The sequence below is a fragment of the Vibrio sp. 14G-20 genome (genome assembly GCF_026241515.1).
GTDB lineage: Bacteria > Pseudomonadota > Gammaproteobacteria > Enterobacterales > Vibrionaceae > Vibrio.
The window spans coordinates 1-14,518 of the sequence record NZ_JAPHPW010000027.1 but is presented as its reverse complement, the minus strand read 5'-3'; the positions used below and the strand labels follow the sequence as shown (position 1 = coordinate 14,518).

The window sequence follows — 14,518 nt, the reverse complement described above, 5'->3', positions numbered from 1 at the left end:
TGCTTGCTCAATTTGTTCACCTGTGGTTAACAAATTCCGGATACAGCCTTAAGGGGTAAGCAAGGCGTTTTAGTTTAGGGGGTGACTTTCGGTAGATTAAAACTAATCGATGAAGCGTCGAGTACGCCGCGTGATTATATGAAGAGAATGGATTAACCCCAAGTTATCTAAAGGGCTAAGATAGCTATGAAAAGTGCTTAGCCGGAGACATGTGCTTACCAAGAACCGCTGCAATAATGATGTGCTCTTGTTTTCGAGTGTAATAAATCACATGGTGCTTTAAAGGAAAACGGAAGTAATCTTGCCTCAACTCTGAAACCGCTATGCCGAGCAACTTATTGCTAGCCAGTAATTCCATTGATTGCTTTAATTCTGAAAAATAAGCGGTCCATTGTGTTTGCCCCCATCGCTCTAATGTATAGCGACGAATCTCAATGAGATCAGATTGCGCTGCAGAAGAAAGCTTATAGTGCGTCATTAATCAAACTTACCTTGGTCCAGTGCATTCATGAAGTCGTTACCATCGACTAGGTTACCTGATAAAGCATCGGCTTCTGCTTGTTCGAAGCGTGATTTAACGAACATCAATTTCATGGCTTCAAGTTGCTCATACTCTTCACAAGACATCATCACTGCAACTGGCGAGCCGTTCTTATTGATTTGTATGGGTTCACGTTGAACTTTCATCAACAAATCGCCAAATTTGGTTTTAGCTGTATTAGCTGTAAGTGATTGCATAACATTCTCCTTTTCGTTCATTATAAACGAATCGAACGATTTGACCAATTGTGTTATTTGGATATCAGCTTGACCTAATGATGCCTCCATAAAGGTATTATTGAACCGATACTCAATTCATATTTGTTTGACCGGTTTGGGATTAAAGTTCATAATCACCCAAATAAAGTACAGTGCACTTTAATCTGCAAGAGAGTTATGCGAACGAGTAAAAAGCTCGGCCAACATTATAGGCAATTGAATGCTACACGTTTTAGATAAGAGAAAGGAAGTAATACAAGCGACTCAGGAAGAGTACGAGGCATGGCTAAGAGAAAGCGGTAACGGTTTAGGTTGTGCTCTCGCTGTAGATCGCATTGGCGAGGTGCTGATTAGCACCGCGTTCCTATCCCTTGATCATAGAACTGATGGTTATACGCCGGAGTTCTTTGAAACAATTATCTTCAGTGGCAACAAAATCAAATTACATAACCGTTACCCAACCTGGGAGATAGCTAAAAGTGGCCATCAACAACTGGTAAAAAAATTTAATGCCACAAAGGCTGCCTAATCGATGTTTGACCTAAACTCTGGCCACCCTGAGTTCTTGAGCTTTTCGATTTGTGACAGCTCATGTCAGCATTTACTTCACTATTTTGCGAGAATTGGAGGTGTCTCTGCAGAAGTATTGACTTTCATGGCTGACACTCACGGAATCAAAGATGGTCAAGTGGGGATTACGCTCAACAAAGACGATCTAATCAAAGCCTTAGAACAGGTCATAAAGATAATCAAGGACTCTGCGGCCCATAAGCATAGACACGAGAAGCTCGAGAGTTACTTGGAACGTATAACGATGAAAACAGCGAGTGACGAAACATTTTACGTTCACCGTTGCGACTAGAGAACGCAACCAATGACAAATATTATGAGAGCGTATAGGTTGCGTACCCTATACATTTAAAAACGCACTCTTCTGCTTCTATTTTTGGCGCTTCAATTTTATTTATTAACCCATCAATCCCTTTACGAGATGGAATGATAGGCCCGCACGCTTTAACTGCTGCTTTAAAATTAGGGTCACTATCTAGAGTTTGCGTCCATGACTTATAAAATGCGTCGGTCGAACTAAAATCTAGGGGTGCTACTAGCATCTTTGCAAAAATAGGTTCAAGAACTTTTATGAGGTCTTCTTTCTTTTTAAAATGACAATTCACGCCAGAGCGGGTGATGCCAACGAGCTTGGCAAGTTCACCCAATGTGACGAACTCAAAACTTTTCTCGATTGATATTTTAAAAGCGGCATCTATTATTTTCTGGCGGGTAATTGCTGCTTCTGCTTGGGTAGATTTGGCCATGATTCGACATTTTTAAGAAATGATATCTATGCTACATCAAATAGATATTGTTGTTTAGGCTAAAGAGAAAAAATTTAATTCCTCAAACAAGCTACCCATCGAAGACAACGACAAGGCATTTGACTTTCCTTGTGGTTGTCTGTTACATCGAGTTCTCTGCTGTACTTGCACACAAAGAAGCCTCCGGTATGGAGGCTTCTTTAATCAAGATGCTGTCGGTGTGAGCAACAGTCGTCTTATCCTAATTGAATAACGTGTTATTCTTCAAACGTATACCCAACACTAATACTTCGACCATATTCGTCAAACGTAACTAATGTAGCTTGCTTAATCTCATTGAAGGTTGTCGCACTGACAGATGTCTTTCCGTCAGGAACTGCCACTCGTTGAGTCCCAGATTGACCAACCTCTTGAACCCATACATCGATATCCGTCGCTAGTTTAGACTCTCGAGTCCAGCTCATATAGAAATCACCGCTACTCGCACGGCTGTCGGTCAGCTCAGCAATGTATTTACTCATATCATCACTCGATTGCTTTCCCTTACCAATAGATATTTGTTCGTTAGTGTCTGGTGAGCCATCTTTATATTTGTATGTGACTTCGTATTTCGCGTTGTCATTAATCACTGAGTTAGGAGCAACTTTATAGCCATCAATCACTAAACTGTATGGCATAAACTGATTATCCCATCGAACATAACCGTAATTACTATCAACAAGGTGACATCCAGTGATTTTTCCGTCGGTCACTTCTTTATAAATACTATCCAAGTTAATGTTGCCATCAATGCCATCCCCAGAAACAATGACCGTTTCTAATTCCATGTAATCCGAAATCTTTGCGAGTTTTGGAACACCCGCAAACCACGAAGTATTGTCATAATTAGACGGAATCTTGCCACAAACGGTGTTTGCATCCGGAAAGGCATCTACTTCAATCGCCCAGTTACCTTGAGTACGGTCGTGTGGGTTAAAGAATCCCACTTTAATGATTGCTGATACGCTTACAGGTAGCTTATCTTTACGACCCATAAACTGAATCTGACCATCACTATTCTTAGCAAACCATGCTTTTGCACGACCACATGTTGCAAAAGGAGAGTCTTGATAGCACTCAGTGTAAGCCAGTTGATAAGAGTCATCATCGGCAACTTCTTGTATCACAAAGTCACGATAGCGGTTCATCGGGTCTGTTTCATTCGGGAGCATGGATTTGAGCTGCTCAAACATACCTTCCTTTGGTTGCCCAAACCAAAACGCATCCTCGTGAACGTACTTTAAGTACTCATCCTTTGTTTCTTGCATAACCATAGATTCAAGAATACTGTCAGCTGCAACGATGTAGGTAAGCGGCTCTTTGATATCTTCAGGCCCTAATTCGACTGCGCCGTTATGAAAAGATTTATTGCTCCAGCTTTCATTCCAAGCCAGCGTTACTGAGTAGTCTGTATCGCCTTTATAGGTCAGCGTTGCTCCGATATTAGAGATCGTAATGTCGACTAAATCCAAAATAGCATCGATATCTTGGTAGTTAGCTTCAAACTCTGAGCTTATAAGATCAAAATCGTCAGCAATATTCGCACCATCAAGAAGCGGTTTGAGAACTTGTTTCAGTTCTTGCTGTGCAGATTGGAGAGCTTCAATAGTTAGCTCTGCTTTGTATGTGTTGAATTCAGAGTAAACCTCATCTGCGGGCTTACCTGTTATCTTCGAGATCAAGATGTGCGTGAAAGGGGTAATGTTCGATACGCCAATCTCTTGATGATTAGTTAAGATAAGAGAGTAGATCTCATGACTGCCACCTCCAGCTGCTCCCACAGCTTTAACAATTGCAGGGGCTGCGATGCTGCTTTTCTCAAACTTAAAATTACCGCCTTCTACTGCCGCGTATTCTTGCGTTGTTCCATTCGTATCTAAAACTGTTATCTCACCATAGATAGGCGCACCTGTAGCAGCAACGCCAGTTACAATAGTTGGAGCTGGAGTTGGAGGGGTCGAGTGCTTCTCATCGCTAGAGCCACAGCCAACGAGGGCTGTGGTAAGCATTACGGATAAAATTGTCTTGTTCATTTTTATGTTTCTTTTGGTTTTGCGAGTAATACATGTTTGTAAGAGTACATCTTACCTTAAAATAAAGGGCGCTGTACTTTATTTTAGCAATTACCATAAGTTTTCTTAGATTGGTTAGCTAACCTTACCTATTCATTTTCTGAGTTATAAATGATTAAATTAAGCAAAAACAACTACCTTAGAGCTCGATACATACTTGGCTTAGGGTACTTAGTCGTGTTTGATATCGTGATCGTCAGGTGTGCTAGGTATTGAAGGTGATGTAATACTCTTCATAATATTTGATGACAACCGATGGTTCTGTTGTATTGTCTAGTGCGTATGCGTATGGGGCGACAGGGAGTTGTGAATAAAAACTTGTTCAACAGGATCGTCCGTTATAATGGTTGAGTGTTGGGCCTTCTAATCCTAAGAGCGGTTTTTCTAGTAAAAATAGTGACATATCACAACAAGTACATTACTCGCACCCCACCAATTCGATTATTGGTGGCTCATTAGCATTAAGCCACATTGCGTATAGCACGTGACAGCTCCCACTCACCAACTTCTTGTTATTGATGTTTTTGGCGTCAGTAATCGCTATCTGCATTGCTAATTTACCATCGATGTTGACGAACTGTTCATCGAGGTCAGCAAAATTCAAGTCTTCCCCCTCACCAACACCACCAATCACAATAGCGAGAGACTCCCGCCTTGCACTTGGGTAGCCACGATAAAATGCACAGTTAGCGGTAGTGCAGTCGGGGAATATATCAGTTAGGTCTGGATAGTTTGGATCGAGACCACTTGGCTGTCCTGTATAAGTTTTGGTTTCCAGTCCATTCGCTGCCAATTTTCCGTAAGCTATGCCTACTCCACCACTCAATGAACCTTTAACGCCATCCATGACAGCGACTTTCGCGTCATCTTGAATATTTAGAAAGCGCGGCAGAGCTGACACGGCTAGCACTGCAAGAACTACGATTACTACAATCAATTCGATTAACGTGAAGCCATTATTTTTTTGTTTAAACATAAATGTTAACCCCATTCATTTTCTTAGCCACTTCCGCGCCCTCGATGCGCTTCAGAACTACGCCGTTGTTGGTCTTAACCTCAATCTGGCTTTGCCCGTTAACCCTCGCTGTTAAGCCTTGATTTTTAAGAGCTCCGTTCATAAAGCTGGTTGCGTTCTTAATGTCTTGCTGAATGCTCGGTTTATGGATATTTAATTTCAAAAGCGCCAAATCCTTATTACTTCCCCCGTTTGGGAGTTTTTAAATTTCGCAGTCAAAAGAATGCGCTCCCACCAATTTCGGTGTATTCGTTCAATGCTCAACGTTTCTCAAACCTTTGGTCGTCACGGTTGGATACAAACTCGTGGATCTTCCCGTTCTGTAAGTAGTCAATTGCTTGGTCTATCGACCATAGCGGGGTGAAGCCATTCCGTTACTTTGTGTGTTTACAAAATCTTGAGATCCGGCGCTATGGTCACACCTAATCCAATTCTTGTTTGACGGTGGTTGTAATCGATAAGCGACTCGCCATAACCTTCGAACACTTGCGCATATAGGCCAATGAACTTGTTAAGAGGAAGTGTGTACCCCAATTCAACATGGCCCTTATCAGTAGTGAAGTTGTACGCCGACTTGATCTTTATGTAGCCAATGCCTGAGTGGTATTTCGCCCAAATCTCATAGGGAGGTATGAAGTCTTTAATATCCGGGTTATCACTAAGACTTGCCGCATACCAACCTTGCAATCCGTATTCGAGCTTTGTATTCACTCGCTCTAGAGCTAAGAAACCCATATCCCAGGAGCGGCTTGTACCCTCATCCTTGCCGTTGGATTGGTGGCGGTATCCATACTCGATGCTATTGAATGGACCGTAGTTCCCCTGGTGCATCATGAATAGTTGGGGCTTGTAATTGGTTTCACGAAACGGTGCTGAAGCTTCTTTGTTACCAAGTTGCCATAATGACAATTGTGTATAGCTAGCCATTAGCGAACTGTACTTGAGTTGCACTACAGGTATAGATAGTGAGAATTGGTATTTGATCTCCATTTCCTTAAGCTCATCCATATCGCTACCATAGGCCTCGTCATAAACTGCTTGGTTTATATCCGTGGTGTACGTCTGCATGACGTAAGTGTCGTCATAGATGCTCACACCTTTGTTAGATTTTGCATTTACTTGGCTTGCTACCAGGCAAAGAAAAGGAACGGTGATTGCGACTGTTAGTTTTTTCATTTGTGAACTTGCCAACTTGATAATAATTTTGGTGAATGGTGTTCCCTTACCATCCTGTTGTTGTTACCAGCAGTCGTCGACGTCGAAGCTAACCGTGCTCACGTCTGCGTTCTTGTGACTGCCACTAACCAGGTAACTCTCTGTTGAGATTGGAGTAGATAAAGCGCTAGTGATAAATACGGTCATTTTTACATAAACCCGACCTTAAGGTTCACTGCACTTTAAATGGCCAAATAAAAAAGGAGTTACCGGCCACTTAAGGAATTGTTGCAACTCACATAAGCGCTTTTTCCATTCTAGTGTCTGTTGTTGTTCTCAATGTTTAATTTGATAAATCGGTAAAGCGCTACAATAGATAAGATAACGATTACTCCCACTGTCATGTTTAGCGCTAATAGGCATTCATATAGTGTCATTAAAGGTACTTATCCCTGATGATGCCGCACATAATCGCTAGCTCTAACTTGTTGGTGTCATCCAAGCGGCGAAATTCCTTCTTTTGAGCCTTTTTCATTTGGTTTTTCCACCACTCGCCTTTTTTACCAACTTTGTACTTTTCAATAACTGCAAAGTTAGCTCCAGCTTTTTCACCGCCATCAAGCTCTCTAGCCAAGTGACAGGCTGTTATTTGAGCGAATGTTTTACCTGCGTTTGCTGGTGCACCAGCGTTAGCAGACATTGGTGCCATAATGGCAAGTGCGATAAGTAGCTTTTTCATTTTTCATCTCTTTGATTTAATAGCCAAAGGGCCGGAGTCTCTATTGGGGAAAGCGTTATTATTTAATGCTTCCGTTTGTTCTGACGTCATAGTTTCGGTGCGATAGATCTTACTTTTTCGCGGTCACTGCTGATACCAAGGCCAACCTGTCCACTGCTCATCTTGCACACTGTTACTTCCATTACGATTGTGCCGTTTTCGTCAGTGATGGTTAGAGATTGGCCAACCTTTCGAGTGAGTCTTAACATTGCTTTTCTTCTCGTTTTACCGTGTGTATTCCGATAGTTTCTAGTTGAATTAATAGTTATTCACTGCTGGCTTCATCTAGCACGACTTTCATGTAACTACTTGTAATGAAATGTAATTACTGCCAGATAGTGCAAACCCAAACGGAACCTAGGAGGTCTCAATAGCACAAAAAACGTTTCTTAATCCCGCCGTTAGATATTTTCATTCACTATTTTTTATTAGTTTAAATGGCTTATATCGTGTTACATTCACAAATAAAGTGCACTGCACTTTATTTGTGGGCAATAATAAACCCTTAAACCATAAACGGTCAAACTTATTTTCGTTGACTCAAATTTATTTTGACACCAAGTGATTGAAGGAAAAATTGGTTAGTACGATGGTTAAATGTTCATGACCACTAAGCAATAGATTATGAAAAAGCCAACCAATTATAAGCATTTATATGTATATTTATTGTAATAGGTTCTGTTGCATCATCTCGTCGTCTGTAAAATCTCACTTAATGGCACAACCCATAAAACTTAGATAAATTGGACGATTTCATCGTACACCTCGACAGGTAATCTGCTTAGCTCAACCATAAGCCCTCGCTTATCGCTGCTACGAGAGACTTTTGCGTATTGGTTCTCGTCATCAAACGACGCCGGCGCTTCAGTTTCCCAAGAGAGCTAAGCCTTCCCTTTTGAAAGCTTAGATTCAATCCTCTCTGACATCTTCCGCTTGAATACTCGGAAAATTGTTGCAAACAGCGTCTAAAGTCCAGAGACGCAAAAAAGTGCCGCCTACACTCTGCCAGAGGTAAACATGATTAACTCAGCAACACGAACAGGCGTAACGGCATAACCAATATGTTGTTCAAACTGACTGGTTAATTTCAGGAATTCATCATCATTAGTCAATTGTTCACACAAACTCATGTAACTCCGGTAATTGGGAATACTGTTAAGTTGAGAGCTACTTTTAGAGCCTAAAAGCCAAAGGCTGACACGACTATCCCATATCGGATAAATGGCAGGATTTACAAAGTGCAGCAACTTAGAAGTACCAACTAAAGAGTTGTTTACAACCGCAACAATGGCTTTGAAGTCCTCATCCGTTAGCATTTCTCCACCGTTTGCTTTATTCAAAGCCTTAAGTGCAGGTTCAAAATTAATTGACTTGATTTTCAGTATGGTTGGCATCCATCCATAAACCATGTTGCTGCCAACAATTAACTCTGGTAAGCCTATGTTTGACTTGTTGGCGAAGAAGTCAACAAAGTATGGGTACTCCAACTGATAGGTATCGTCATGTGGGATGCTAAATAGGCAATGACCTGCTTGCTTAACATCTGCGGTCGTTTTCATCATTTTTCATTACTCTGTATTTTACGTCATTCAATATGCACGCTATATCACCAATAGTTGTGCATTCGTAGTAACTGCCTACTTCGGTCTCTATACATTCAAACGAGCAGGCATCATCACTGTCAACCACACTCACGCCTGTGAGCTTGGCTAAATCAAACATGATCAAGGTCGCAATAACCACACCACTGTCAGATATTCCACCTTCACCATCTGGCGTAGTGAATAAACGCCCTCCCCCCAGGTCACCGGTAATGTAATGTTCCACATCATCGATGAGCTTGGAGCCTAAGTGAAAGGTTCCCTTCGGCGCCGAGGCGTAATAGTCAAAGAACGCCAATAAGCACTGTTCAACGTTATTGTTGGAATCCGTTAGATCAAAAGCTGGGCAATTAGACATCAATCGCTCTGTCTCTGTTTGGCAATCTACAGCTTCATCTTCCAAGCAAGGGAGGATCGGCTGACCCGGTTGAACAAGAACACGCAGTAGAGCAGGCTCTTCGTAAACACCAAAAGAGTAATCTTCCGTTTCTGCGCAGATGTGCTCTTGTATTATCCAACCAATATCAACATCTTTAGGCTTTTCAGTTTTTTCAATACCGGGAAGCGCTTGTTTAAGCTGCACGTAAAGCGCATCTCGTAGCTTTTCAGAGGCCGAATTAGGCTCGACCTTAGTCCAAGATTTCAAATCGTGATAAATCAAACACAGGAGCTCCTCCGGTGAAAGTACTCTGTTTGCCCGAAATTCTTCGTGCGCTTCAGAGGTTCCTGTATTGAAGGGCTTCAGTGATTCTAATAATTCATTAAGCTCGTTCAACTATAATCTCCCTCCAACATAAAGTGCATCGCACCTTATAATAATGTTTTTTTTAGAGCAAGGTGTATTTAAAAAACATGCAACTAAATAAAAATCCCAGAGGGGAAAAATGGTAAATCTAGACAACCTAAGTCAAGAAAAATGCTTAGTCATTTTAGCTTTCTCAACAGTTAGACAACTAAACCGGAGAAGCAATAGAAACATAGCTGCCCACTTATGGGGACAATGTGAGTTGTTTTCATATAACGCAGTTTAACTAGGTGCCTTTTATCCGAAACGTTGCGATGGACATTTTTATGGTGATGTCACTTTAAATGAGTCATCAGATGCGCTTAATTTCACTTATTTTTCACAACACGTTGCCTATCATCATTCACTTAAAATGCATTGCACTTTTATTTCAAAAAGGATAGAAAAGAACGTATGAAAAAACTAATTTTGACGGCTACTGCACTGTCAGTATCTTTTGCGGTTAACGCAAACGAGCTTGGTGAATCTGGGTTCAGTGGCGAGGTGTCAGGTCTAATTGGAATGACCTCTGAAACATCAAACTTCAACACTGATACAAAGAAAAAAACGGGCGACTTGAATACCAAAGGGGAATCGGAGTCGGGGTTGGCTGCCGCTCCTCTTGGGCAAATTCGCTACACATTCGGTTTGGACAACAATCACCAAGTGTTTGCTGGTACATCTAGAGAAGATGTGGCAGTCGGTGATTTCGTTTTAGAGCTAGGCTACAAGCACGGCTTTGGTGAAAACTCATCTATTGCACTTTCTTATCTACCATCTTTAGGTGGCGAAACATGGGCAGACCCATTTATTGTTGGTGATGACCGCGAGGTGACCGATTTCTCAAGTAGTGCTTATCGTGCAAAGTACGACAACATTTTAGATTCAAATTTTTCTGCGGACTTTGCCTATTACACAATTGAACTTGATGAAGAAAGTTCAGGTTCTTCCCAAACTGGCTCAGCCATTAAATCCTTGGATAGAAATGGCGATGGCATCTATTCAAAGATTTCATACACTCATCAGTTAAGTTCTAATTCGATCCTTGAACCTTCTCTATTGTATAAAACATTCTCTGCCGATGGTGACGCGATGTCTAATACCGAGTTTGGCACTGAGCTAACGTACAAAGCATTTTATGGTCGCCACGCTTTCGCTCTATCAGGAAAATACAGTTCAGTCAGCTTCGATGGTACGCACGCCTTTTTTAATAAAAAACAAAAAGACAGCAAAATTGGGACTTTTGCTGCATACGAATTTGACAAATTAATGGGCTGGGAGAATGTTTCATTCAACGCGCTTGCAGGCTACGACGTGACAACATCAAACATCGAGTTTTACGAAAAATCTGAGCTCATTATTGGTGTTGGCGCGACATATAAGTTCTAGGAGATCGATATGAAGAAAATTCTACTCGCGAGCCTTATCTCTTGCGCGGCAGCGACACCAGTGTTTGCGGAAGATGACAATATGACAGCGCATACCGCTTTTAAGTCGGATCTAGCGCAAAACCAAGACCACTTTTACCGCTCTCTTCGTGTTGATGAATGGGAAAAAATGGGATTAGAAAAGGCCGATTTTACGTCGACTGTGAAGCGTCTTAAATCGAGCACAGCAGATGGATTGCTAGACAGTAACAATGAGAATAGACAAGGTTTCTGGACTTACGAATTTACCCAGTCGGCAGAAGCCATTGAGGTTCAAGCTCGTCTGGATAATCTAGCGGAGAGTTACGATCGAGCATCAACGGCTTATCTGGTTGCTGCTTACCCAAACCTTCAACGCCCGAATGAAATTGTCGCAATGGAAAAAGCGGTCGAAATGTACCTAACAGCTGCAGCAATACGCGGTGAAAAGGTGCACAAGGTTATGATGAAGAGAGAGGACGGACGAAGCATCGTTGGTCTTTTACACCTTCCAACGACAAGGTCCAATAACTTGCCTGCAATAATGTGGTCGGGCGGCGTTGATAAAACACTAATCGAACACAAACACAGTATTAAGCCGTTAATCGACAAAGGCTATGCCGTATTAACGTTTGATATCCCAGGTGCAGGCCTAGATTATAAAAACCATATAGAAGTTGGTTATGAGCGGGCTTCCCATGTCGCGGCATTTAACTTCCTTAGTTCAAATAAAATTGTGGATAGCACTCGTATCGGAGTTTTAGGCTCCTCTGGCGCAGGCCCATCTCTTTTGGATTTTGCGCTTAACCAGGAAGGCTTAAAGGCCGTTGTTGCTCGATGCGCATTAGTCGATGGACCAATCGGCAAAACTGAAACACTCAAGTTTATCCCGCGAATGTCATCAGATTCTTTCATTGCGAGAATTGGTGGCGATGTTTCAGATATGTCTTACTTCGAACTAATGGCTCCTCAGTTTTCTCTTAACAACAAAGGGCTGTTTGATGGAAAGACGAGGATTGATGTGCCTCTTCTCGCTATCAACACAAAAAAAGACCCTGTTGCGATGCCAGACGATGTGAAGAAAACCGCTGCACTATCTAGCAAGGGAGAAGTCTATATATCTGATGAATTTGGTCACTGTCCAGATAGTAAAGATGCCAGCGACAGAGTCATTCAGTTCTTATCTGACAACATCTAACCTAACGCTAAGATGAAAAGCCTTCCATGGAATTCTGTACTGTGGAGGGCGTTTTAAAATGTTATTTGTACTGGAGGGTTGGGGAGAAATTAGCCTAAAAAGATCTAATATCCATTTTAAAACAAGGTATTAACTAACATCGCAACCTGCGCATTGCAAGTTGCGATGTCGCCAGTAAATGTCGAAAATCAGCTTAAGTCAGAGTCTTGAATTTGTGATTACTTGTCGAGACAGTTGGTAATCCTTAGCATTATAAATGCTCCTTTCGTGTCAGAGCAAAAAAGGGACCTGACCCCATTTATATCTTTGATCTAGCGTAGATATCATTTCTTAATCATGGCCAAATCTACTCAAACTGAAGCAGCAGTTAAAGCGTGCGGACCTATCACTCCATCCCGCAAAGGGCTAGATGGACTAATAGACAAAATAAAAGCACTGAAGAATGAGTCTGAAGAGCGTGTTTTTAAGTGTATAAGATACGCAACTTCCACGCTCTCATAGCCAACGTTAGACCGAATTTACATCTTCTAGATATGATTTTTCTTACCAATCACCTTGACCTAAATTGGTTAGTAAATGTAGAATTCACAATAAAGTGCATTGCACTTTATGAGTATGACAGTTATATTGTTCAACTATTTCTAAGCTATTGAATAGTAGAGAACTACAGGGAGGTTTTTGATTGATAATGTGCCTTGAATCGGAAGTAATATGTGCTTGCACGGTTTTCAACTAGGGATTAGTTCTAAAATTAATTATATGTATAATTTTCAGTTGGTTATATATAGTTCTTTAGGTGTTCTGAATGCACCAATTCGTGCTGGCACGATATTAAAATGTTATATCGTTTTTTGGGTAACTGTATTGTGTGGTAATATTTAACCCTAATTCTTATAAGGATACTATTGTGAAAAAATTATTGGTTCTAGGTTTTATTGCTACTCTAGCGGGCTGCGCTGACTCTCATAATTTAAATGTTTCTAATACTGAAGTAGTTAATAAAATACCAGCTAGTTCATCTGTTTATATCGCATTATCAGAGGATGGACGTTATGGCGAGAAAGACTATAAAGGTTCAGGCGTATTATTAAGTAATGTTATTAAATCTGGCTTACTCACTAAAATGAACGATATCACTGTTGCTAACGAAGCTGGATCATTTAAAGAATCGATTAAGCTTGCTGAAAGTAATGGTTCAGATTATTTGTTTTACCCAACAATTATGCATTGGGAAGATCGTGCAACGGAATGGTCGGCTAAAGCTGATAAAGTTGAAGTGAAAATTGTAACTTGGGATATTAAAAATAATGTTGAACTAAGCTCGGCGATTATTGATGGTTCAAGCGGACTTGCAACATTGGGTGGCGATCATCCTCAAGACTTATTACCTGAGCCAGTTAACGCGTATATTGATACTCTTTTTGCAGTACCAGTTAAAAATTAAGTACACGATATAATAAATGCATCAACACGATTTTCTACATTCGGCATTCTAGGTTTCTTTGAGTTTACCATATTAAGTGGTAATTTTAGGCTTAATTTGCATGGTAGTAAACGTGTTATGCAGGCGTTATATTTTTACGAGGATTTAGCCTAATATGCAAAATAATGTGAAGTTTTCTTCAATCTGTAGCTTTTTAATAAAAGAATTAGATCTCTATAAAGATCATGTTAAAAAAGTTGAGTTGTTATTAGCGTCTGAAGTTGATTCTTTTAACCAAGAGCTTTTAGTAATAACTGAACAATTGAGTGAGTTGGATGCGAATGGCTTCAAGTGTTATAGAGAAGATGATTTTTTTGACTTGTCAGTTACCTTTCCACTAATCCAGAGAAAGTCTGAGTTAATTAGTGGATATACGATTCTGGAAAACGGTTTAAATAAAGTGTGTGAAATATTTGAAGAAAATATCGAGCATCCCATAAAACTTTCAGACTTATCAGCACATGGAATAATAGATAAATCCAAAAAATATCTAGAGAAAGTTGTGCAGATTAACTTTCCTTGTAGTGATGTTTGGTTAGAGATACAACGGATCCAACAAATTAGAAATGCATTTGTGCACAGTGAAGGAACTGTAAAGTCAGGAAATACATCGTTAATCTCTTACGTTGAACAGTCACAATTTTTAGAGTTAAAACCTGATTTTAAAGTATTTATAAAAGAAGGTTTTAGTTTTCATTGCTTGCAGTTATTCCAGGATTTTTTCTTTTCGCTATTTTCCGAAATTGACAGGTCAAAAAAAATATAACAAGCGTTTAAGACAGATTCCCAACGCTTGGCGATTTTGGTGCTAATGTTGGGTTTCCGTGTTTATGGTGGTCTGGTTAAGTTTCATGGTAGCGTTGCTCACTACTTAACGCGGCTACATGGATTCCCCCGGTTGTCAAACATCCG

Annotated in this window: 17 protein-coding genes; 6 read left to right on the top strand and 11 right to left on the bottom strand. The window is 40.7% G+C overall.

Annotated elements, in window-relative coordinates:
- Nucleotides 1–184 precede the first annotated feature (184 nt).
- Together OQJ75_RS19275 and OQJ75_RS19270 are read right to left on the bottom strand one after the other, a co-directional pair.
- The gene (locus OQJ75_RS19275; RefSeq protein WP_265974527.1) at nucleotides 185–478 is read right to left on the bottom strand and encodes a type II toxin-antitoxin system RelE/ParE family toxin; all 294 of its coding nucleotides are present in this window, start codon (nucleotides 476–478) and stop codon (nucleotides 185–187) included.
- Nucleotides 478–738 carry a type II toxin-antitoxin system Phd/YefM family antitoxin gene (locus tag OQJ75_RS19270; protein ID WP_065206367.1) on the bottom strand — a complete coding sequence of 87 codons (261 nt, stop codon included), beginning with the start codon at nucleotides 736–738 and terminating at the stop codon, nucleotides 478–480. The genes OQJ75_RS19275 and OQJ75_RS19270 overlap by 1 nt, the downstream gene beginning before the upstream one ends.
- A gap of 241 nt (nucleotides 739–979) precedes the next feature.
- On the opposite strand from OQJ75_RS19270, the gene OQJ75_RS19265 reads away from it, so the two are divergent.
- The gene (locus tag OQJ75_RS19265) at nucleotides 980–1,288 is read left to right on the top strand and encodes a hypothetical protein (protein WP_065206368.1); all 309 of its coding nucleotides are present in this window, start codon (nucleotides 980–982) and stop codon (nucleotides 1,286–1,288) included.
- A 3-nt stretch (nucleotides 1,289–1,291) separates the two neighbouring features.
- Nucleotides 1,292–1,621, top strand: a complete 330-nt coding sequence (locus OQJ75_RS19260; RefSeq protein WP_155758796.1) for a hypothetical protein — start codon at nucleotides 1,292–1,294, stop codon at nucleotides 1,619–1,621.
- A gap of 22 nt (nucleotides 1,622–1,643) precedes the next feature.
- Here OQJ75_RS19260 and OQJ75_RS19255 read toward each other — a convergent pair whose 3' ends face one another.
- From OQJ75_RS19255 to OQJ75_RS19215, 9 genes are all read right to left on the bottom strand, one after another.
- The gene (locus tag OQJ75_RS19255; protein WP_265974526.1) at nucleotides 1,644–2,075 is read right to left on the bottom strand and encodes a TetR family transcriptional regulator; all 432 of its coding nucleotides are present in this window, start codon (nucleotides 2,073–2,075) and stop codon (nucleotides 1,644–1,646) included.
- Between the two features lie 257 nt (nucleotides 2,076–2,332).
- Nucleotides 2,333–4,147, bottom strand: coding sequence for a hypothetical protein (locus tag OQJ75_RS19250; RefSeq protein WP_265974525.1), 1,815 nt, complete (start codon nucleotides 4,145–4,147; stop codon nucleotides 2,333–2,335).
- A 457-nt stretch (nucleotides 4,148–4,604) separates the two neighbouring features.
- A complete protein-coding gene (locus OQJ75_RS22545) occupies nucleotides 4,605–5,162 on the bottom strand; it encodes a prepilin-type N-terminal cleavage/methylation domain-containing protein (RefSeq protein ID WP_323054485.1) in 558 nt (185 codons plus the stop codon).
- Nucleotides 5,155–5,364 carry a hypothetical protein gene (locus tag OQJ75_RS19240; protein WP_114635717.1) on the bottom strand — a complete coding sequence of 70 codons (210 nt, stop codon included), beginning with the start codon at nucleotides 5,362–5,364 and terminating at the stop codon, nucleotides 5,155–5,157. Before OQJ75_RS19240 ends, OQJ75_RS22545 begins: the two co-directional genes overlap by 8 nt.
- 224 nt (nucleotides 5,365–5,588) lie before the next feature.
- Entirely contained in the window at nucleotides 5,589–6,377 is a 789-nt protein-coding gene (locus tag OQJ75_RS19235) for a phospholipase A (RefSeq protein ID WP_265974524.1), read from the bottom strand.
- A 415-nt stretch (nucleotides 6,378–6,792) separates the two neighbouring features.
- Nucleotides 6,793–7,095: a hypothetical protein gene (locus tag OQJ75_RS19230; protein ID WP_048669466.1), complete on the bottom strand. Its 303-nt coding sequence runs from the start codon at nucleotides 7,093–7,095 to the stop codon at nucleotides 6,793–6,795.
- Nucleotides 7,096–7,181: 86 nt separating this feature from the next.
- Complete coding sequence (locus OQJ75_RS19225; protein ID WP_265974523.1) at nucleotides 7,182–7,343, bottom strand: carbon storage regulator; 162 nt, start codon at nucleotides 7,341–7,343, stop codon at nucleotides 7,182–7,184.
- A gap of 786 nt (nucleotides 7,344–8,129) precedes the next feature.
- Nucleotides 8,130–8,693 carry a hypothetical protein gene (locus OQJ75_RS19220; protein WP_265974522.1) on the bottom strand — a complete coding sequence of 188 codons (564 nt, stop codon included), beginning with the start codon at nucleotides 8,691–8,693 and terminating at the stop codon, nucleotides 8,130–8,132.
- Nucleotides 8,671–9,396 (bottom strand): hypothetical protein, encoded by a 726-nt coding sequence (locus OQJ75_RS19215; protein ID WP_265974521.1) that lies wholly within the window; start codon nucleotides 9,394–9,396, stop codon nucleotides 8,671–8,673. The genes OQJ75_RS19220 and OQJ75_RS19215 overlap by 23 nt, the downstream gene beginning before the upstream one ends.
- Before the next feature lie 537 nt (nucleotides 9,397–9,933).
- Between OQJ75_RS19215 and OQJ75_RS19210 the strand changes: the two genes are divergently transcribed.
- From OQJ75_RS19210 to OQJ75_RS19195, 4 genes are all read left to right on the top strand, one after another.
- Nucleotides 9,934–10,908, top strand: a complete 975-nt coding sequence (locus OQJ75_RS19210; RefSeq protein WP_265974519.1) for a DUF2860 domain-containing protein — start codon at nucleotides 9,934–9,936, stop codon at nucleotides 10,906–10,908.
- Between the two features lie 9 nt (nucleotides 10,909–10,917).
- Complete coding sequence (locus OQJ75_RS19205) at nucleotides 10,918–12,123, top strand: alpha/beta hydrolase (RefSeq protein WP_265974518.1); 1,206 nt, start codon at nucleotides 10,918–10,920, stop codon at nucleotides 12,121–12,123.
- A gap of 907 nt (nucleotides 12,124–13,030) precedes the next feature.
- Nucleotides 13,031–13,567 (top strand): DUF4823 domain-containing protein, encoded by a 537-nt coding sequence (locus OQJ75_RS19200; protein ID WP_265974517.1) that lies wholly within the window; start codon nucleotides 13,031–13,033, stop codon nucleotides 13,565–13,567.
- A 154-nt stretch (nucleotides 13,568–13,721) separates the two neighbouring features.
- Nucleotides 13,722–14,372, top strand: coding sequence for a hypothetical protein (locus OQJ75_RS19195; protein WP_265974516.1), 651 nt, complete (start codon nucleotides 13,722–13,724; stop codon nucleotides 14,370–14,372).
- Nucleotides 14,373–14,518: the final 146 nt, after the last annotated feature.